Origin of the sequence: Embleya sp. NPDC008237, assembly GCF_042956465.1 — a bacterium.
Classification (GTDB): Bacteria; Actinomycetota; Actinomycetes; order Streptomycetales; family Streptomycetaceae; genus Embleya.
In genome coordinates this window covers 92,997-112,685 of record NZ_JBIBGL010000005.1, presented here as the reverse complement: position 1 = coordinate 112,685, position 19,689 = coordinate 92,997, and the positions used below count along the sequence as shown (strand labels likewise).

The window sequence follows — 19,689 nt, the reverse complement described above, 5'->3', positions numbered from 1 at the left end:
CTCAGTCGCCCGCCGCGAGCAGCCGGCCGAGCCCGGCCGTGTGTACGGCGTCCAGGTCCTCGCGATGCTTGAGCACCGTGCCCAGGGTGCGTGCCGCGCTGTCCGGGTCCAGGTCGCGCACGCCCAGCACGAGCAGTGCACAGGCCCAGTCCAGCGTCTCGGACACACCGGGCGGCTTGACCAGGTCGGCCGCGCGCAGCCGGCCGACGGCGCGGACCACGTCCTCGGCCAGTCGGGCGCTCACCTCGGGCAGCCGGCGGCGCACGATCGCCACCTCGTGCGCGTGGTCGGGGTGGTCGAGCCAGTGGTAGAGGCAGCGCCGCTTGAGCGCGTCGTGCAGTTCGCGGGTGCGGTTGGACGTCAACACCACCAGCGGCGGCACCTTCGCGGCGATCCGGCCCAGTTCGGGCACGGTCACCGCGAAATCGGACAGCACCTCCAGGAGGAACGCGTCGAACTCGTCGTCGGCCCGATCCACCTCGTCCACGAGCAGCACCGCCGGTGCCGCCTCGATCGCCCGCAGCACCGGCCGGGCGATCAGGTAGCGCCGGTCGTACAGCCCGGCCTCCAGGGTCGCGGCATCGGTCTCGCCCGCCGCGCCGGCCGCGCGCAAATGCAACATCTGACGCGGGAAGTCCCAGTCGTACAGCGCCTGCGAGGCGTCCAGGCCCTCGTAGCACTGGAGCCGGAACAGCGGTACGCGAAACGCGTCCGACAGGGCCTGGGCGAGTGCGGTCTTGCCCACCCCGGGTTCGCCCTCCACCAGCAGCGGCCGGCCCATTCGCAGCGCGAGCCAGGCGGCGGTGCCGATGCCGTCCCCGGCCAGGTAGTCCACGCCGTCCAGCCGGGCGACCACAGCCTCGGGCCCGTCGACGTCCTCGCCGTCCCACCACGCCTCCGCCACGGCACACCTTTCGACACGCGTACGGCCCGGCCCGTCCGGGACGGGCGATCGGTGTTCAGTACATGCTGTGCAGGCCGCGTGCACGACGGCAACATCTGCCAAAGCACGGCGCGATCCCTGCACAACCGTGTCGGGGCGGTGCGGTCGGCGCCGGATGTGTCCGGCGACGTCCGGGTCCGTCGCCGTCTACAACCAGCGCGGTAGACGCGGGTGGACCGTGGGTTTGACGACCGACCCGCGATTGCGGGCTACGCTGCGCCGATGCGGGCGCGAACGCTGTGGAGTAGGCAGGCCTTCATCCTTCCGCCGATCGTGGTGGACGCGATCCTGGCGTTGTCCTACATCGTGGTCAGCCTGCTGCTGGCCCGCGAGGATCCCACCGGAAACTGGCGCAGGACCGACACGTGCGGCTTCGTGCTGATCGTGGTGATCAACCTGCCGCTGATCCTGCGCCGACGCGCTCCGATCCCGGTCCTGCTGGCCGTGCTCACCCTCCAGGTCTGGTACATCGCCCTGGGCTACTGGCCGGTGGTGAACTCCCTCGGCACGCTGATGGCGATCTACACCGTCGCCGCGCACCGTCCGGTCCGGGTCCTGCTCTGGTGCGTGCCGGCGGTGAGCGCGACCTGGCTCTATGCCGGACTGGCCGCGGACGGCGGCTCGATGGCCACCGTCGTCGCCCAGGCCCTGGTCATCCCGCCGGGGATCTGCTGGTTCGGCATCGCGGCCCGGCGGCTGGGCGAACGCAACGCGCAGTACGCGGTGTTGACGGCCCGGCTGGCCCGCGAGCAGGAGGCTCGGGCCCGGCGCGCGGTGACCGACGAACGGGTGCGCATCGCCCGCGAGTTGCACGACGTGGTCGCCCACCACGTGTCGGTGATCTCGGTGCAGGCGGGCTTGGCCGAGTATGTGCTCACCTCCGATCCGCCCACCGCCGAGGCGGCGTTGCGCACGATCGGCGAGACCACGCGCGAGACGCTGGACGAGATGCGCCGGATGTTGATGCTGCTGCGGGCGGACGGCGAGGAGACGAACCCGGAGGACGCGCCACCGGACGCCGCGCGCGGGCGGACCGCCGACGATCGGCTGGATCCGGCGCCGGGTCTGGCCCGGTTGCACGAGGTGCTGCGCCGGATCCGGGCGGCGGGAGTCGACGTGCGACGTCGGACGGTGGGCATCGAGCGCCCGTTGTCGCCGGGCATCGAGTTGTGCGCGTACCGGATCGTCCAGGAGGCCCTGACCAACGTGCTCAAGCACGCCCGAACCGCCCGGGTGGACCTTTTGGTGGACTATGGGCCGCACCACTTGCGCATCACCGTGACCGACGACGGCGGCGAGGGGCCGATAGTCGCACCGCACGGTTCGGATCCGGGCACAATCGGTGGGGTGGCGGCGCACGGGTTGATCGGCATGTCCGAGCGCGCCAAGCTCTACGGCGGGACGCTCGTTGCGGGACGGCGACCCGAAGGGGGATTCGAGGTCGTCCTCGTCCTGCCGATCCCGGCCGAGCCCGTCGGGAGCGCGGGGGACGTCTAGGCCGCCTCGTACCGACGTGACGGAAGGAACGACGGGGTGACCAAGGTATTGGTGGTCGACGACCAGGTCTTGATCCGGGCGGGGCTGGCCGCGTTGTTACGCGCGGCCCCGGGGATCGAGGTGGTCGGGGAGGCATCCGACGGGGCCGAGGCCGTCGACATGGCCGCCAAGTTGCGGCCCGAGTTGATCCTGATGGACATCCGGATGCCCGGGGTGAGCGGCGTGGTCGCCACGGAACGCATCCTGGCCGCCGCCGAGGGCACACCGCCTCGGATCGTGGTGCTGACCACCTTCGATCTGGACGAGTACGTCTACGCCGCGCTGCGGGCCGGCGCGTCCGGGTTCCTGCTCAAGGAGATCGGCCCGCAGCGGTTGTTGGCCGCGATCGATGCGGTGATGGCCGGCGACATGCTCTTCGCGCCCAGTGTCACCCGGCGGTTGATCGAGACCTACGTCGCGTTCGCCGACGCGGCCGGCGGCGGCGACGTGCCGCCCGACCTGGAGGCGTTGACCGGACGGGAGTTGGAGGTGCTGCGCCTGGTCGGCAGGGGCATGGCCAACAACGAGATCGCCGGCACGCTGGTGGTCACCGAGTCGACGGTCAAGACCCACTTCAACCGCGCGCTGGCCAAGCTGAACCTCTCCAGCCGGGCCCAGGCGGTGGTGTTGGCCTACGAGACCGGCCTGGTCACACCCGGCGGCCGGCGCTGATCGACGGACCTGGCGGCTGCGACGGCCCGGGTCACCCGGGTCCGTCGCCGGACGGTCGCTCCGTCGGGGCCGCCGGCTCCGTGGACTGCGCCAACGCCGCCAGCCCGGCGAGCACCTTCGGGTCGAGCGCGGCGGCGATCGGGCGGCTGTGCCGGGCGGAGAGCTCGGTGAATCGCTCCTGGAACCAGGCGCGGACGGCGGCGACTCGCGCGGCCGGCGCGCCGAACCGGGTGAACTCGACCTCCTCGCGCTCGGTGACGTGCTTGAACGCGGTCAGGAAGTCCTCGGCACGCAGCTCCGGATCGTGTGCCAGGGCCAGGTCGATCAGCCGGTCGGGGTCGTAGCGGTCGGCGAGCGCGAAGACGTCGAAGACGTCCCGCACCTCCGAGCGCAGGACCAGGGTGACCACCTTGGCCGCGGCGAGGTCGTCGGGATGCAGCACCGGAACGCCGGCCACGACGGCGGGCTCGTGGGTGCGGGGCGCGACGTGCAGGGTGAGCGGCGTGCCGTGCCCGGTCCCGGCGCGCCGCACGTTCATCCGCACGAACGCCTTGCCGGTGGCCCTGCCGTCGACGGAGACGCGGCAACCCTGCTCGGTCAGGGCCGCGGCGATCGCGGTGCGGGCGGCGGTGAGCCTCCCGGCGTCGCGGGCGGCGAGGGCGAAGTCGACGCCGTCGCCGTCCCGGTCCGACAGGCCGTGCCGGCGCAGGCCCCGGACGCCGGCCAGCGCGAGGCCGAACGGCTCGCCGGCCGCCGCGACGGTGTGGATGAGCTGTTCTTCGGGGCTGTGCCGCACGGTGTCCGGTCCTTGGCTTCGGGGCTTCACAGGGTACGTGTGCCCCGGCGGCCCGGGCCGGCGCGGCGTCCGGATGCGACTACGCCGGGGGTTGACCCGTCTCGGTTCGGCTACCGCGCCGGTTGCAGCCACCCCTCCACCCGGGACGGGATGCCGCCGCGGAGCCGGGCTGCTTGGCTGGACCCACGGCGGTTCGCCGGGCCCGCCCCGGACCACCCGGCACCCGCCGCTCGGCATGAGCTCGTACACGGGGGTGAGCTCAGGTCGGGCCCGGGGGTGGCCGGTGGGGGTGGCCGGTGCGGGGCTCGCGCACCGGCCGGCCGCCGGGTTGCGTCACCGGCGCCGGCGCAGCGTGTGTCGGTGCAACCGGCGCGGAACCCGCAGCAGCCGGTCGGTGGGCGCCACCGCCCGGCGGATGCGTGCGCGCACCGCCGGGCCGGGCCGGGCGACCGCGGCCCGCAGCCGGCGCTCCGCGGCGAGCCGCCGGCGGCGCTCGTCGATTCGCTGGGCCAGGTCACCCGGGGTGCCCGCGGGCCGGGTCTCGTCGACGAGCTTGTCGATCGCGGTCAGCAGGCTGCCGTACAACTCCCAGCGGTCCGGGTTCTCGATCGAGTCGGCGAGCAGGATCGCCTCGGTGCGCGAGCGGTCCGCGTCCGCCTCGGCCAGCCGGTCGCGCAGCCTGTCCTCGGCCCGGGCGGAGTCCTCCGGGAGATCCTGACCGTGCAGCACCACCAGGTGGCTGTACGCGGCGAACAGCGCGGCCAGCGAGCGGAACAGGCTGCGCAGCGACTGCACGGTGGCCAACGGGATCTCGGCGTAGGCCGGCTCGCCCCGCTCGCCCCGCGCATACAGACCGCCCAGCGCCCGGCACGCCATGCGCAGCGCCACCGCGCTGATCTCGGCGGTGTCCAGACCGCTGCGCAGTGCGAGCACACGCACCGTGGCCCGTCGGCCGCGCGGATTGAACCGGGTGCCCTCCTCGGCGGTGGACAGCGTCGCGTCCACCCGCACGATGTCCCGGTCGATCCGGCGGGCCTCCTCCAACCAGCCGTGCGCCCGGTCGTGGCCGAGGTCGTCGTCGAGCTCCCCGGCCATGGTGTCCAGGAGCCGGATCAGCGCGTCGAAGGCGGACAACACCGCCTCGTTCGCGGGCCGCACGTGCACGGGCGGCGCCAACACCAGGGAGAACACCATGCCGACGGCCGCGCCGATCAGGGTCTCCGCAATCCGGTCCCACGCGGTGTCCGCGACCTGGCTGACGCCGAGCACGATCATCGCGCTGATCGCCACCTCGTTGATCGAGTCGCCGAGCCGGATCAGGTGCCCCAGACCGAGCGAGGCCAACAGCAGCAGGGTCAGACTCCACCAGTTGAGCCCGACGGCCTCGCTGAACAGCACCGCGATCAGGACCCCCGAGACCACGCTGGCCACCCGCTGGGCACCGGTGGTGAAGGTCGCGTACGAGGTGACCTGGACGACCAGGAGCGCGGTGAGCGGGGCCAGGATCGGCTGTGGATCGGCGCCGGCCAGGAACAGCGCGGCGACGTAGGAGGTCACCGCCGCCACGGTGGTGCGCAGGACCTGGGCGATCAGTGAGGTCTCGCTCTCCTTGACCCTGGACAGCGCCGCGGCGAGATCGACTTCCGACGGCATGCGGCTCCTTTCTTCTCTCCCCGGACTCCGGTGGGCCTCGGAGCTTTCGGGTGGCCCTCGGGACCCTCGGGCGGGCACATCTCCCTCGTATGCCCTGTTCGGGACTCGCACACCACGCGCTTCACGATCACCGATGCAATCGGGACCTGTGATATCCCGATCATGCACATGGGCGAGGGCGTGGAGTGGGACTGCACTGCTGTCTGGTGCCGGCCTGGCTGGAGGCGGAGGGGCCGGTGTCGACCGCGACGCTCGCCACGTGGTTCGAACTGCCTCCCGCCTATCTCAAGAAGCGGCTCCAGGCGCTGGTGCGGGCCGGGATCCTGACCTCCAGCGCCGGTGCGCGCGGCGGCTTCGTGCCGGCCCGCCGACCCGAGGCGATCACCCTGCTGGACGTGGTGGTGGCGGTCGAGGGCCCGGACGACCTGTTCCGCTGCACCGAGATCCGGCAGCGCGGCGACGGGGTCGACCCGGCGGCGGCCGAGTTCCGGGTCGCCTGCGGCGTGAGCACGCTGATGCGCCAAGCCGAACTCGTCTACCGGCGTGAACTCGCCGGGCGCACACTCGCCGACGCCCTCGCGACGGCCTCGCCGACGGCGGCGGAGCGGGCCCGGCGCAGATATGCCCGAATGGCCGGCTGAGCCGGTCGCGTCGGGCCTTCCGCAACTCCGCCACTCTCTTCCCTCCCTCTCTTCTCCCCTCGCCCTGAATCGAGACATCTCATGTCCCGTTCCCCGGGCAACCCTGGGCTCCGGGCAGATCACCGATCGACGCGGCCCGCTGCCGGTGTTGGCGGTGATCCATCCGGTGATGGCCGTGGCGCAGGTCGTCCTGGCCGTCCTGGCCGGTCCGGTCGGGGGTGACCGCCGGCCCCTCGCCGGGCCGGGAAGGGGACCGTCCGGCCCGGTGCGTCCGCGCACCCGGCCGGACGGTCCCCCTCAGCTGCGGTTCAGCGGCACAGGGCCGTGTTCACGACGCTGTCGACACGCTCCCTGGCTGCCTCGTCGGCCAGTTGCATGGTCACCGCGACGTTGACGGCGCGGCCGTCGTCGGTGGCTCCGCCCCGGGTCTCGTAGCCCGGGAAGCTGCCGCCGTGGCCCCAGTAGAGGCGGCCGTCCGCACACGGCAGCGGCTTGCTCACGAGCCCCAGGCCGTAGCGGGCACCGGGACCGAAGGTGGCTTCGGCGGGAACGGTGGTGCGCATCTGGGCGAGTTGGGCCGGCGGGAGGAGTCGGCCGGCCAGGAGCGCGGTGTAGAACCGGTTGAGGTCGGAGTTGGTGGAGATCAGCTGACCTGCCGCCCAGCCCCAGGACGGGTCGATCTCCGTGATGTCGCGCAGCGGCGCGCCGGGCGCATCGCGGTAGTAGCCCTTGGGGTGGGGCTCTCGGATCGTGGCATCGCCGGGGGCGGGGAAGTAGGTGTGCCGCAGCCCGATGCGCTTGATGATGCGCCGGTCCATCTCCTGGGCGAGGGACCGGCCGGTGACCTTCTCGACGATCAGGCCGGCCAGTACGTAGTTCGTGTTGCTGTACGCCCACTTCTTCCCGGGGGCGAAGTCGGCCTTGTACCGGAGGGCGATGTCGACGAGTTCGCGGGGCGCGAAGTATCGGATCTCCTCGCCGAGATGGTCACTGTAGTTGGGCAGACCGCTGGTCTGCTGCAACAGGTGACGGATGGTGATGTGGCGTCCGTCGATTTCCTCCCCGCGGACCAGACCCGGGAGGTAGTCGTCGATCTTGGCATCGAGGTCGATCCGGCCTTCGCCGACCAGTTGCAGCACGACCACCGCGGTGAACGCCTTGGTATTGCTGCCGATCCGCACCTGACCGTCCTCGGGCACCTTCGCGCCGGTGGCCGCGTCGCCCACCCCCGCGGTGTAGGTACGGGTGTGGCCGGCACGGTCCCGGACACTCGCCAGTCCGGCGGGCAGGTCGTCGGAGCGCACCAGCGCGCTCAGGCTCTGCCGGACGCCATCCGGCCTGCCGCCGGCGTATGCCGAGGGCGGTACCAGGACCCCCATCGCGATCACGCCGACTGCCATCGCGGCGGCGACCGGCGCGACCTTGCGCCGACCGTCCCGCGCCTGCCCGGAAGAACGAAACCTCTGCCATGCCTGCTGTCGCACGAGCCGAACTCCTACGGAATCTCTGGGGAACCAGCGGGATTTGCCGGACCCAGCATCTCGGGATGCGACCGCCCGGGACGAGCGTGCCACCCGGCCGCTCCGGGTAGTGCTAACCCCCCGATACGGTCGGCCGGTGTACGTCGGTGGTCAGCCCCGGTTCGGTGCGATCGCGGTGTGTGCCGCCGGGCGGCAGGGGTCACGGTGTCGCCCGAACAGGTCCACGGGCACGGTCCGGACCCGGGACTCGTACGTACGGCCCGGTTGCGTGGCCTGTGCGACGCGCCAGGATGGAAGTGGTGCCATCCCATCGGTGACATCGGCACACCTGGAGGACCGTCATGGCCATTCTCATGCAGGTCGATCTGACGGGGGTCGACACGGAGAAGTACGACAAGCTCTCCGCGCGGGTGCAGTCCGGCGAGATTCCGGCGACGGGATGCCTGGCCCACGTGGCGATCGCGACGGGCGACGGCGTGCGCGTCATCGACCTGTGGGAGTCGCAGGCGGCGATGGAAGCGTTCACCGCCCGCCTGATGCCGGTGGCCGAGGAACTGGGCTTCCCGCCGAGTCCGACCCCGCCGCTGATCAACGAGGTGTACGGCTACTGGGTCCCCGAGACGTAGCGGAACCGGGTTCCCGGCAGGCAGACCTCCGTCGGGCCCGAGCACACCGGTCACAGGCCCCGCGGCGGCCCAACGAGGCGCTCGCCGCCCCGGTCGCGTACCCGGCGCAGCAGGGACAGCACGCCCGTGCCGCCCGTGGCCCAGCCGGGATCGGTGCCGGTGAGCGTGTTGTCCGGGAACAGCGGACGCCGTAGCGTGCCGCCGCTGCGGGTCAGGATCAGGGCCACCACGTCCTCGGCGGCCCGCCAGTGTGCGTCGTCGTCGGTGGCGAGTGCGGCGTCCACGAGCAGTTCGCCGACTCCGGACAGGCCGCAGCACTGCGACACCAGGCTCATCCTCGGTGCGAGCGCATGGCACAACCGGGCGCAGCGCAGGCCGAGTTCGAGCAGTTCGGGATCTCGCGCGGGCGAGCCCGCCGCGATCAGCACGGTACCGATCCCGGCCATGCCCCGACACCAGGACCCGAAGTGCCGGGCGGCGCCCGGGCGCGCCGCCGAAGCCAGCAACTCCGGTGTGCGCGCGGCGAGTCGATCCAGACCCGCACGGGCGGCGCGGGCGAGCGCCGGATCGGCGCCGGCGTCCTCGCAGGTGGTGAGGGCGTGCAGGAAGTGCACGATGCCGGCGCTGCCGTGGGCGTAGCCGTGCGCGTAGGCCGCGCGGGAGGAGGCCGGTGGCAGGTCGAGTTCGGGGTGCTCCGGGTCGTGTGGGCGGTCCAGGAGTGACCGGGCGCAGGAGTGCGCCGCGGCCAGGTGTTCGGCGGCCTGCGCGGTGCGACCTGCCGCCTGCGCCTGCCGGGCGAGCAGCAGCCGGCCCGTTCCGGCGCCCGCCGCGCCGCCGATCTGGTCGCCGGTGTCGTCGTACGGCAGCGGCTCGGCGGAAAGGGCCGGCCGCGGGATGTCGGCGTCCGGCAGCGTGGCCGCGCCGCACAGGAACAGCTCGACCCCGGTCCGGCCGGTGTACAACGCACCGGAGAGCGCGTCCAGTTCGGGGTGTGTCGCGGTGCGCCGGGCCAGCCCGGCCACCGCTTCCGGCACGCCCGGCCGGTCGATGTGCCGCAGCAGTTCCAGGCCCATTCCGGCCGCGCCCGCGTAGAGCGTCAGCGTCGCTCCGGGCCGCGGACCCGACCCGGTGGGCAGGTCGGCGGCGGTGCGCACGCAGTCGGCCACGGTGTGCGCGATCACGTCGTCCAGGAGGGCGGCGGTGATTCGCGGCGGCGCCGGCAACCGCCGTCCGCGCGGTGGTTCGGGCAGGCCGGCCCGCAGCCGCCGGGCGCAGTCGATCCGCTCGGCCCGATCGAGGTCCAGGAGCCCGGCGACCAGCGCCCGGACCGGTCGGTGGGTGGCGCCCGGCAGCGCGGCGGTCAGGCAGGCCAGGGTGCGGTCGCGGCCGACGGCTGCATCGGGATCGACGATCACCGGATCCATGCCGGTCAGTGCGTAGTGCAGGGTCGCGCCCAGCGCGTACAGGTCGTCGGCGGGGTCGGGCGGGTCGTCGGTCGAGCCCGTGGCCGGGGTGTAGCCGGGGGTGCCGCCCGCCGGGCGGTAGGCGCCCAGCGCGCTGATGCCGAAGTCGACCACTCGGCAGGTGCCGTCCGTGTCGAGCACCACGTTGCCCGGTTTGAGGTCGCGCATCACCACGCCTCGGGCGTGCATCCCGTCCAGTACCGCGAGCAGTCGGCGGGCAAGCACGCTCACCCGGCGCCCGGGCTGCGCGTCGCCCGGATAGGGGCCATGCGTCTGCACGTCGCGGCGCAGGTCCGCGGGGCCGCAGTCGGTGGTGACCAGGTACTCGTCCTCGCCGTGGCGCAAATGGTCGACCACCCGCGGCACGCCGTCCAGGTCGGCCAGTGTCGCCAGCACGGCGCGCTCGTGCCGCAACCGGCCCCGGGCGTCCACCCCGTCGCCGTCCTCGCCCGCGTACGCCCTGGCCTGCTTGACCACCACCCGCGCGCCGGTCGTGGTGTCCGATGCGCGGTACACGTCCCCGTGCGGGGATCGGGCGATGCCCGAGGTGAGTCGGTAGCGACCGCCGACCAGGCGGGCGGGTCGCCCCGAGCCGGGTGCGGGGGCACCGAACGGGTCGGCCGCCCACGGGGGTTGGCGGTAGCGGATGCTCGCCCGGCCGGGGAAGCGCTGTCCGTCGGGGCCGGTCATCACCAACTCGGCGGCCGTGGGCCCGAGTGCGCGGAAGGGGCCGTAGCGGTAGTAGACGGGTGCGTCGGGCCGGACCCGGCGGTCGCCGAGCACGCGCGGGCCGTGGCGACCGGCCAGTACGTCGGCCAGTTCCCGGCCGAGGGCCGTCACGTCCTGCTCGCGCGGGTAGACGGTGACCGCCTTGCCGACCACCGCCGGGTCGCGTACGCCGGCGTTCAGTTCCTCCAGGACGGTGGTACTGACCGCGAACTTGGCCAGGCAGGTGTAGCGCAGCAGGACCGGGACCAGCAGATCCAGCGTCGATACGAAGTCCTCGGGGCGGGCCGAGACGTGCAACTTCCAGCCGTGGTCGAGCGCGGGCATGCGCGGGTCGAACAGGTGCAGCCAGACGTCGTCCGCGCGGCAGCGCCGATCGTGACCGGTCACCAGTGCGTCCAGTCGGGTGCGAAGGTCCTGCGCGGATCCGGCCGCAATCGACCGCACCATGTCCCCTCCCGCTTCTGCCGCTGCCCGCTTCGTCGCGGCCACGGGTGCCGCGGGTGGGTCGCCGGCGGGCGACTCGCGCACCGTGGCTCGTGCGTGCGTCGCCGCCGGGACGCGAGCCCGATCGGGTCGAGCGCTCTCCGATCGGGCCGCCGTGCGTGTCGGTGCGTCCGGACGATCGAGCGGTCCGGATCATCGGGCCCGTCCGGGTGTCACGGGGTCGGGCCGGATCCGTCGGGTCAGTTGTTCCAGTCACACCCGACGCGGGTCGTCGCGGTGGGCCAGGGCTCGGGCAGACACGCCTCGATCCGGCGGTCCGGGTTCGATTCGTCCTCGAACTCGACGGCTTCCTCTTCCACTTCGACGTCGAGCGGCCCGGCGTCGCGAATCTCCACCGTTACGGGGCTCATATCGATCCTTCCTGCAAAAAGGGCGGGTAGATCATCACACGAACCATGTGTCGTACGGTCGTTCGCGGTCGGCGTACCCAACGACTCCTCCGCTGGTGCGGATGAGGCGGCTGGGTCGTCGCACCGCGCCATCAGTCTCCCCGGTGGACAACGAAAGGAGAACGTGTCGAATCGGCCGGCTTATGGCGGGATTTCGCGCCGATGAACGGGAAGGGCAGGGCGCTCGGCCACACCCGGCGGGCCAGGGGCGGCACCCGGACCAGCCGCCGCCCCCTTCCGTCGCACCCGTCGCCCCTCGGCGCCGCCGTGCCCGGCCCGTGAGCGGATTCCATTCACCCCCTACGGTGATCATGTGCCCGGACCGACCGGCCGACCGACCCCGCGGGAGCCGAGGGGCGGTGCGAACACGAACCCGGAGAGCCCGCAGTCGTGACCACACCCTCGTCCCGGGCCGGCGACGCGACGCGCGCGAGGTTGTGGGGCCGCGATGCCGAACGTGCCGCGATCGCCGCGGTGATCGAGCGGGCCCGGGAAGGCCGCGGCGCGGTTCTGGTGCTGCGCGGACCGGCCGGCATCGGCAAGTCCGCGCTGCTGGACGAGGCCGCGCGCGAGGCCGCGGATGTGCGGGTGCTGCGCGTCGCGGGCGTGGAGGCCGAGGCGGGCCTGCCGTTCGCCGCGTTGCAGGCGCTGTTGCGACCGGTGGTGCACCGATTGGACACGCTGCCCGACGTGCAGGCCGCCGCGCTGCGCGGGGCGCTGGGTCTGGCCGCGGCGCGGGCACCCCCGAGCGCGGGCGCGAGGCGGGCGAGCGCTTCGAGGCGTGGGCCCGGGCGAGCGGGACCCCGTGGGCGATCGCGGTCGCGCTGCGCTGTCGGGCGCTGCTCGCCGACCCGGCTGCGGCGGGCGAGCGGTACGCCGCCCGAGGGCGATGCGCCGACCGGCTCGGCGTCCGCGGTCGGGGCGACCGGTTCGGTGTCGGAGGCCGCGGTGCGGCCCCGGCGGCCGGTCACGGGCCCCGGTTGCCGGTGGTCTCCGACCGGGTGGGCACAATGGCCGCATGACGACGCCGAACACCCCTCCGTCCCGTGACGAGTTGCTTCGGCACCTGACGAACACCCGCATCGCCGGCGAAGTGGCCACGCCCCGGGAGGTCAACCTCCGGCACTGTGTCGAACTGGTGAAGGGCAACCGGCGGTTTTGGCTGGGCCTGGAGCTGGGCGATCGCTGGAAGACCGAGGAGGACGTGCTCGCCGTGATGGTCGAGCGGGTGGGCGTGCATCCCGACCCCGACCACCGCACCGGCCAGGACACCATCGACCCGCGGCTCACCCTGGACGGGCTCGACCGGATGGCCGCCGTCCTGCGCGACGCCGCCGCCCGACGGCTGCGCGTGCTGCTTGCGACCGGACACCCCGGCGGCCTGCTGGACGTACACCAGGCCATCGGCCGGGCACTGCGGGCGGCCGGCGCCGAGATCCTCGACATCCCGCGCGGGCTGCACACCACCGAGGGCGACGACGACACCAGCGGCAGCGTGCGCCAGTTCGGCGATGTGGCGGTGCTGGAGCGCGGGGCCACGCTGTGGCACACCCATGCGCCGCAGCCGATGAGCGCGATCCTGGACGCCCTCGCCGCGGCCGGGCAGCCTTGGCCCGACCTGGTGGTCGCCGACCACGGCTGGGCGGGCCGCGCCGGGCAACACGGCATTCCCACCGTCGCGTTCGCCGACTGCAACGACCCGGCGCTGTTCCTCGGCGAGGCCGAGGGCACCGTCACGGTCACCGTCCCGCTCGACGACCACGTCGTGGACGCCCGGGACTACGCACCGATGACCGCCTACCTGCTCGCCACCGCCGGCCTGACCCACGACGTCGGCTGAGCGGCCTTCGGCCGCTCCGGGCCGACCGGGCGAGGCCCGACGGGACGCCGCCCGGCCGGGGTTCGAGGTCCGTAGCGGCGGTCGGCGCGAGCCCCGGTCCATGGCGGCGGCCGCCGACTCGCGCACCCGCGGCCGTTGAGCACGGTGGCGGTGGAGCCCGCCGATCCGGCCGACGCGGCGGGGGGCCGCCCGGCCCCAGGCCGGGCGACCCCCGTACGGCGGGTCAGGAGCGCGGTCGGCGCGCCTTCGCGGGGGGCTCGTCGCTCTGCTCCGCGCTCTTCTCCTTGTTCTTCTCCTTGATCCGGATCGTTTCCTTCCGGACCTCGGCCTGGGTGGCGCGCTCCTGGCGCAGCCACTCCGGACCGTCCTCCTTCAGCGCGTCGATCTGCTCGGTGGTGAGGGCTTCGGTGATGCCGCCGCGGGCGAGGCCGGCGATGGAGACACCGAGCCTGCTCGCGACGACGGGCCGCGGGTGCGGGCCGTTGCGGCGCAGTTCCCGGAGCCACTCGGGCGGGTCGGCCTGCAGCGCGTTCAACTCGTCGCGGGAGACGACACCCTCTTGGAACTCGGCGGGGGTGGCCTGGAGGTACACGCCCAGCTTCTTCGCCGCGGTCGCGGGCTTCATCGTCTGGGTGGTCTTGTGCGACGTCATGGTGTCAAGAGTAGCGACCGTGTGCGGTGCCTCCGATCATGGCCGGTAGCCTGACGTGGTGACAGGCTCGGAAGCACCCACCCCGTTCCGGCTCGCCTACGTTCCGGGAGTGACCCCCACGAAATGGGTGCGGGTCTGGAACGAGCGGCTGCCCGACGTGCCGTTGACCCTGATCGCGGTGTCCGCCGCCGACGCGGCCGACGTGTTGCGCGCGGGCGGGGCCGACGCGGGGTTGGTGCGGCTGCCGATCGAGCGGACCGACCTGAGCGCGATTCCGCTGTATGCGGAGACCACGGTGGTCGTGGTGCCCAAGGACCACGAGGTGGCGGCGGTGGACGAGGTGGTCGCCGAGGACCTGGCCGACGCGCTCGTACTGCACCCCCTCGACGACACCCTGGAGTGGGAGCGGCGCCCGGGGGTGCCCGCGAAGGAACGGCCCGCGACCACGGCGGACGCGGTCGAACTGGTGGCCGCCGGGGTGGGCCTGCTCGTGGTCCCGCAGTCGCTCGCCCGCCTGCACCACCGCAAGGATCTGACCTACCGGCCGGTCACCGATGCGCCCGAGTCGCGCGTGGCGTTGGCGTGGCCGGAGGCGCGGACCACGGACCTGGTCGAGGAGTTCATCGGGATCGTCCGGGGCCGCACGGTCAACAGCTCGCGCGGCCGGACTCCGACCCCGCCGCAACCCAAGTCCGCGGCCAAGGCCAAGGCCCAGCGCCCCGACGCCTCCGGCGCCCGACGCAAGCCGGGTGCCGGCGGGTCGGCCGGGAAGGGCGCGCGCGGCGGGCCCGGCGCGGGCAAGGGCGCCAAGCGCGGCAAGCCACGCGGCCGTTCCTGACCCCGTCGCGACCCGCCGCCGGGACACGATCGATTCCGATGCCCGAACTCACGCCTCCGCGACGGCCGGCGCCGGGCGAGTGGCCGGCTCCGGCGCGCCCTCGGGGACCACGCGGAACAGGGCGATCGCGCCGACCAGACTGATCGTGCACATCGCGACCAGGTACCACGTGACGCCGGCCGAGGAGTCGCCGGAGTTCAACAGCGCGGTGGAGATCGTCGGTGCCAGTCCGCCGCCGAGCACGGCGCCGAGTTGCAGGATCAGCGAGGACCCCGAGTAGCGGACGTGCACGGGGAACGTGTCGGCGATGATGCCGCCCTGTACACAGTGCGTGATCGGAATGATCAGGCCCATTCCGGCGAGGGCGAGCACGGCGAGCGCCGAATTCCCGGTGTTCAGCAGCGGGAAGAAGGCGATACACCAGGCCAGGATCGCAGCCGAACCGCCGATGAACATGGTGCGCCGGCCGTATCGGTCGGCAATTCGGGTCCACAGCGGAATGCTCACGAACCAGAGCACGGCGGCGGCCGAGATGCTCAGGATCAGGAATCGCTTCTCATAGTCGAGATGCTTGGTGCCGTAGGACAGCGTGAACACCATGAAGACATAGGCGACCGCCGAGTTGGCGACCACGGCGAGCAGGGTGAGACCGAGTCGGGGAAGACCGACCTTGAATGCCTCGGCAAGCGGGAAACGGACCACGTGGTCCTGTTCCAGGGCACGATTGAAGGATGGGGATTCGCTGACTCGCAGGCGGATCACCAGACCGGCCGCGACCAGGATGAAACTCATCAGGAACGGGATGCGCCAGCCCCATCCGGTGAATGCGTGATCGCTCATCCCGGTACTGGCGGCGAGGAAGACCATGTTCGCCAGGACCAGTCCCGCCGGCGTTCCCATCTGCGGGAATCCCGCGTACAGGTTCCGCTTGCCGGCGGGTGCGTGCTCCATCGACATCAGCGTCGCGCCGGCACCCTCGCCGCCGAGCCCGATGCCCTGGACGATGCGCAACAGGACGAGCAGGACCGGTGCCCAATAGCCGATCGTGTCGTAGTTGGGAATGGCGCCGATCAGGGTCGAGCCGACACCCATCAGCACCAGCGACACCACGAGGGTCGCCTTTCGACCGATGCGGTCGCCGAAATGGCCGAAGACCAGCCCGCCCAGCGGTCGGGCGACGAATCCGACGGCGAGCGTGCCGAAGGATGCGAGAGTACCCGCCGCCGGGCTCAGGGAGGGGAAGAATTGTTTGTCGAAGATGAGTGCGGCAGCCGTGCCGTAGAGAAAGAAGTCGTACCATTCGAGCGTGGTCCCGGCCAGTGTCGCGGCGGCCGTTCTGCCCGCGGCCTTTTCGCCGGGGTCCACGCTCTCTGTCGGAGCCGAATTACGCATGGGTGACCTATCCACTCGGGGGGCGGGCGTTCACTCCGCAAAGCCGCTGCGGCGGCCGATGTTCACAGCGCGTCAAGATGGATCCTGACCCCGGGAGACATCACATACAAATGCCGAATCCGAGGTTCGGTATATCCATGTCGGTATGACGCGTGTGCTTCCCCGAGCCCGCGACGCGGACCGGTCGGTGTGCTTGGTCGCCCGGTGTTACCAGCGGACCCGGCGGGCGTGCCCGGCGCGCAGGGCGCGGTGGGCGAGTCGCACGGCCGGCGGGAACTGGGCCCGGACGGCGGATTGCCGGTCCGGGGGGAGTCCTTCGAGGAGCCAGGACAGGAACGCCGCTCCGGGGCCCGGGCCCAGCGGTTTCCGCTGGGCGATGTCGAAGTGCGCCCAGTCGCCGGGCGTGACCAGGTTCGCCACCAGCGGCAGGACGGTCGCCTCCTCGTGGTGCAGGTGCGCGGTCAACGCCGCGGCCAGCGCGGTCGCGTGCTCCAGCGTGCGACTGGCGGGCCCGCGGCCGGACAGGCAGTCGTCCACCGTGGCCACCAGCTCGGCCACCCGCCGATGTTCGTCCTCCAGTTCGGCGAGCACCCGGCGCAGCCCCGGTCCGGGGCCCGCCGCGGCGAGTAGGAGGGGCCACAACACGGTGTCCTCGGCCTCGTGGTGCACGGTGAGGTACCGGCGGAAGTCCGTCCAGCCGGGAGTGGCCACCGGCACGCCGGTTCGGGCCCAGCACACCAACGCGCGCAGGTCCCGGCGCAGGGCGTGGTGGACCGCGTGGATCAGGACGGGATCCACCCGCGGGTCGTGGCCGGTCCGACCGGGGTGCACGCGATGCGGGACGGTCGAGGACATGACGGGTCCCTCCTCCGAGGAGTGCGGCCGCCGGTGATCGGTCGGCTCGGGCGGCTGCGGTCCGCTACGGGTGCTCGTGGTCGCCGGCGAGTTCCCGGTATTCCTCGACGGTAGGCTTCGCGACCGGTTCGGCGAAGTACCAGTGCGACATCCTCGAACGCAGCCTCTGCGCACGCGTGACCTTGCGGGCCACGCCGTTCTCGTCCCGGGCCGGCTCCAGCTCGTACGGCTTCGGCTGCTCGTGGGCGGTGAGGGTGTGCCGCACCCCGGCGGCCGGCGGTTCGTGGATCTCGACGTACTCGCCGTGCGGGAGCTTCTTGATCACGCCGGTCTCGCGACCGTGCAGGACCGTGTCCCGGTCGCGCCGCTGCAGACCCTTGCAGATCCGCACCGTGGCCAGGTAGGCCAGTAGGGGCGCGATGAAGAACGCGAAGCGGCCGACCCAGGTGATCGTGTTGATCGACAGGTGGAAGTGGGTGGCGATCACGTCGTTGCCGCCGCAGACCCACAGTACGCCGTAGCACACGATCCAGGCGACGCCCAGGCCGGTGCGGACCGGCATGTTGCGCGGGCGGTCCAGCAGGTGGTGCTCGCGCTTGTCACCGGTGATCCAGGCCTCGATCCACGGGTAGGCGCCGATCAGGGTGAACAGCACACCGGGCAGGATCACGGTCGGAATCAGCACGTTGAAGCTGAGCGTGTGGCCCCATACGTTCCACTCCCAGTTGGGCATGATGCGCAGCGCGCCCTCCAGGAAGCCGATGTACCAGTCCGGCTGCGAGCCCGCGCTGATCTGACCCGGGTTGTAGGGACCGTACGCCCAGATCGGGTTGATCTGCACCATCCCGCCCAGCAGCGCGGTCACCCCGAACACCAGGAAGAAGAAGCCGCCGGCCTTGGCCGCGTAGACCGGCAGGAACGGCTGGCCGACCACGTTCTTCTCGCTCTTGCCCGGGCCGACGAACTGGGTGTGCTTCTGGTACCACACCAGGGTCAGGTGCACGGTGACCAGGCCGACCATGAGCGCCGGGACGAGCAGCACGTGGATGGTGAACAGGCGGGGCACGATGTCCTCGCCCGGGAACTCCCCGCCGAACAGGAAGAACTGCAGGTAGGTGCCGACCAGCGGGATGGCCAGGATCACCCCCTCGGCGATCCGCAGACCGGTACCGGAGAGCAGGTCGTCCGGGAGCGAATAGCCGGTGAAGCCGTTGAGCATGGCCAGGATCAGCAGCAGGAAGCCGAACAGCCAGTTGATGTCCCGGGGCTTGCGGAACGCTCCGGTGAAGAAGATCCGGAACATGTGCACGAACAGGGCCGCGATGAAGATCAGCGCCGCCCAGTGGTGGATCTGGCGGATCATCAGGCCGCCGCGCGTATCGAAGCTGATCTCCAGCGTCGAGGCGTACGCCTCGGACATGTGGATGCCCTGGAGCGGTACGTAGGAGCCGTCGTAGACGACCTGCTGCATGCTCGGCTTGAAGAACAGCGTCAGGAAGACGCCGGTCAACAGCAGCACGATGAAGCTGTACAGGGCGATCTCGCCGAGCATGAAGGTCCAGTGGTCCGGAAAGACCTTCCGCAGGTGGCGCTTGGCGGCGCCGTAGACGCCCAGTCGACCGTCGACGGCGTCGGCGAACCGCACGCCCGCGCCGTCCGGGACGGGCCGGTCGGTGTTCGCCCCGCCGTTGGCCGTGCGGGTCTGTTCCCCAGTGCTCATTCGCGACGTCCCTCTCGTTCGCGCGCCGTGCCGGCCGGGCCCGACCGCGGCATCCCGCGCGATCGGGCCCGGGCCGTACGCCCTCGAACATGTGACGTGTTCGGTCGGCCGGATGTGACTCGATCCGGGCCGCGCGACGGCGAATTCGGTGTGCTCCCGGTCACGTGCCGGGGTTCGGCCCGGTGCGCCGGCGACGGCATTCCCCGGGGCCGGCGAAAAAAGTTCGCCGGGATCGGGAACCCGGCGCGGGGCCGCGCGTCTGGATGTCCGTCACTCGATGGTGGCGGCCACCGTGTACACGGCGGCCCGTTCGATGCTCGACAAGGAGAACGGTGTTCATTCCTTCCCCACGCCTCCCGCGCCGCACGACCGTCTCGCCGCACGGCGGCCGGGTCCGGGCCGGGCGCGTGCTCGGCGCCGGCCTCGTACTCGCGGCCTCCGCCGTGCTGTTGCCGCAGAGCGCGGCCATGGCCGCCGACGCCCCGCCGGCGGGCGCGGCCCACGTCGCGGACGGCCGGGTTGCGCCCACCGCGCCCCCGGCTCCCCGATCGCCTCAGGGCTCGGCGCCCGAGGCACGCACCCCCTCCGTGTCGCCGCCCGCCCGCCCCGGCGACCCGACCGCGCCGCCCTCCGCCCGCCCGGGTGACCCGACCGCGCCGCCGGCCGCCGACGGGCGGTCCGGCGGCAACCCGGCCACCCCGTCGGCGGTGCCGCCGCGCCTGGCCGAGACCGGCGGTGACGACAAGACCGCGCTGTATGTCGGCGGAGCCGCGGGCCTGCTCCTGCTCGGTGGCGGTGCCGTCGTGCTCGGCCGGCGCCGCGGTCGTACCGCGACCTGATCGCTGCCCGGAACCGGCCGGGGGGGGCGCGGCCGCGCGCGCGCCCCCCCACCCGCCCGGCCCCCCCCCCCAACCCCCACCCCCCCCCAGCCGGACTATACACCCCGCGCCGCCACCCAA

18 protein-coding genes are annotated in these 19,689 nt (G+C 72.6%); 8 read left to right on the top strand and 10 right to left on the bottom strand.

Annotation, left to right across the window (positions count from 1 at the left end; translation table 11 throughout):
- Window position 1: 1 nt before the first annotated feature.
- Window positions 2-904 (bottom strand): AAA family ATPase, encoded by a 903-nt coding sequence (locus ACFZBU_RS14355; RefSeq protein ID WP_391583849.1) that lies wholly within the window; start codon window positions 902-904, stop codon window positions 2-4.
- A gap of 261 nt (window positions 905-1,165) precedes the next feature.
- On the opposite strand from ACFZBU_RS14355, the gene ACFZBU_RS14350 reads away from it, so the two are divergent.
- Together ACFZBU_RS14350 and ACFZBU_RS14345 are read left to right on the top strand one after the other, a co-directional pair.
- Window positions 1,166-2,440, top strand: a complete 1,275-nt coding sequence (locus tag ACFZBU_RS14350; protein WP_391583848.1) for a sensor histidine kinase — start codon at window positions 1,166-1,168, stop codon at window positions 2,438-2,440.
- A 36-nt stretch (window positions 2,441-2,476) separates the two neighbouring features.
- Complete coding sequence (locus ACFZBU_RS14345; RefSeq protein ID WP_391583847.1) at window positions 2,477-3,151, top strand: response regulator; 675 nt, start codon at window positions 2,477-2,479, stop codon at window positions 3,149-3,151.
- Window positions 3,152-3,182: 31 nt separating this feature from the next.
- Here the strand turns inward: ACFZBU_RS14345 and ACFZBU_RS14340 are convergent, their stop codons facing one another.
- Together ACFZBU_RS14340 and ACFZBU_RS14335 are read right to left on the bottom strand one after the other, a co-directional pair.
- Window positions 3,183-3,947: a nucleotidyl transferase AbiEii/AbiGii toxin family protein gene (locus ACFZBU_RS14340; protein WP_391583846.1), complete on the bottom strand. Its 765-nt coding sequence runs from the start codon at window positions 3,945-3,947 to the stop codon at window positions 3,183-3,185.
- 333 nt (window positions 3,948-4,280) lie between these two features.
- A complete protein-coding gene (locus tag ACFZBU_RS14335) occupies window positions 4,281-5,600 on the bottom strand; it encodes an aromatic acid exporter family protein (protein ID WP_391583845.1) in 1,320 nt (439 codons plus the stop codon).
- 185 nt (window positions 5,601-5,785) lie between these two features.
- Between ACFZBU_RS14335 and ACFZBU_RS14330 the strand changes: the two genes are divergently transcribed.
- Window positions 5,786-6,241, top strand: a complete 456-nt coding sequence (locus ACFZBU_RS14330) for an RrF2 family transcriptional regulator (protein ID WP_391583844.1) — start codon at window positions 5,786-5,788, stop codon at window positions 6,239-6,241.
- A 308-nt stretch (window positions 6,242-6,549) separates the two neighbouring features.
- Here ACFZBU_RS14330 and ACFZBU_RS14325 read toward each other — a convergent pair whose 3' ends face one another.
- Window positions 6,550-7,725 carry a serine hydrolase domain-containing protein gene (locus tag ACFZBU_RS14325; RefSeq protein WP_391583843.1) on the bottom strand — a complete coding sequence of 392 codons (1,176 nt, stop codon included), beginning with the start codon at window positions 7,723-7,725 and terminating at the stop codon, window positions 6,550-6,552.
- Between the two features lie 338 nt (window positions 7,726-8,063).
- Here ACFZBU_RS14325 and ACFZBU_RS14320 point away from each other — a divergent pair, with 338 nt between their 5' ends.
- Entirely contained in the window at window positions 8,064-8,348 is a 285-nt protein-coding gene (locus tag ACFZBU_RS14320; RefSeq protein WP_391583842.1) for a hypothetical protein, read from the top strand.
- Window positions 8,349-8,398: 50 nt separating this feature from the next.
- Here ACFZBU_RS14320 and lanL read toward each other — a convergent pair whose 3' ends face one another.
- Window positions 8,399-10,987, bottom strand: a complete 2,589-nt coding sequence (gene lanL / locus ACFZBU_RS14315) for a class IV lanthionine synthetase LanL (RefSeq protein WP_391583841.1) — start codon at window positions 10,985-10,987, stop codon at window positions 8,399-8,401.
- 236 nt (window positions 10,988-11,223) lie between these two features.
- Window positions 11,224-11,394, bottom strand: a complete 171-nt coding sequence (locus ACFZBU_RS14310; RefSeq protein WP_391583840.1) for an SflA family class IV lanthipeptide — start codon at window positions 11,392-11,394, stop codon at window positions 11,224-11,226.
- 429 nt (window positions 11,395-11,823) lie between these two features.
- On the opposite strand from ACFZBU_RS14310, the gene ACFZBU_RS14305 reads away from it, so the two are divergent.
- Together ACFZBU_RS14305 and ACFZBU_RS14300 are read left to right on the top strand one after the other, a co-directional pair.
- Window positions 11,824-12,483, top strand: a complete 660-nt coding sequence (locus ACFZBU_RS14305) for an ATP-binding protein (protein WP_391583839.1) — start codon at window positions 11,824-11,826, stop codon at window positions 12,481-12,483.
- The gene (locus ACFZBU_RS14300) at window positions 12,452-13,273 is read left to right on the top strand and encodes a phosphatase (protein ID WP_391583838.1); all 822 of its coding nucleotides are present in this window, start codon (window positions 12,452-12,454) and stop codon (window positions 13,271-13,273) included. The genes ACFZBU_RS14305 and ACFZBU_RS14300 overlap by 32 nt, the downstream gene beginning before the upstream one ends.
- Before the next feature lie 223 nt (window positions 13,274-13,496).
- On the opposite strand, the gene ACFZBU_RS14295 is transcribed toward ACFZBU_RS14300, so the two are convergent.
- The gene (locus ACFZBU_RS14295; RefSeq protein ID WP_391583837.1) at window positions 13,497-13,925 is read right to left on the bottom strand and encodes a DUF5997 family protein; all 429 of its coding nucleotides are present in this window, start codon (window positions 13,923-13,925) and stop codon (window positions 13,497-13,499) included.
- A 58-nt stretch (window positions 13,926-13,983) separates the two neighbouring features.
- Here ACFZBU_RS14295 and ACFZBU_RS14290 point away from each other — a divergent pair, with 58 nt between their 5' ends.
- Entirely contained in the window at window positions 13,984-14,763 is a 780-nt protein-coding gene (locus tag ACFZBU_RS14290; RefSeq protein WP_391583836.1) for a LysR family substrate-binding domain-containing protein, read from the top strand.
- 48 nt (window positions 14,764-14,811) lie between these two features.
- On the opposite strand, the gene ACFZBU_RS14285 is transcribed toward ACFZBU_RS14290, so the two are convergent.
- The 3 genes from ACFZBU_RS14285 to ACFZBU_RS14275 form a co-directional block, all read right to left on the bottom strand.
- Window positions 14,812-16,155, bottom strand: coding sequence for an MFS transporter (locus ACFZBU_RS14285; protein ID WP_391583835.1), 1,344 nt, complete (start codon window positions 16,153-16,155; stop codon window positions 14,812-14,814).
- 207 nt (window positions 16,156-16,362) lie between these two features.
- Window positions 16,363-17,010: a hemerythrin domain-containing protein gene (locus ACFZBU_RS14280; protein WP_391583834.1), complete on the bottom strand. Its 648-nt coding sequence runs from the start codon at window positions 17,008-17,010 to the stop codon at window positions 16,363-16,365.
- 64 nt (window positions 17,011-17,074) lie between these two features.
- A complete protein-coding gene (locus tag ACFZBU_RS14275) occupies window positions 17,075-18,730 on the bottom strand; it encodes a cytochrome bc complex cytochrome b subunit (RefSeq protein ID WP_391583833.1) in 1,656 nt (551 codons plus the stop codon).
- A 332-nt stretch (window positions 18,731-19,062) separates the two neighbouring features.
- On the opposite strand from ACFZBU_RS14275, the gene ACFZBU_RS14270 reads away from it, so the two are divergent.
- Complete coding sequence (locus tag ACFZBU_RS14270) at window positions 19,063-19,569, top strand: LAETG motif-containing sortase-dependent surface protein (protein WP_391583832.1); 507 nt, start codon at window positions 19,063-19,065, stop codon at window positions 19,567-19,569.
- Window positions 19,570-19,689: the final 120 nt, after the last annotated feature.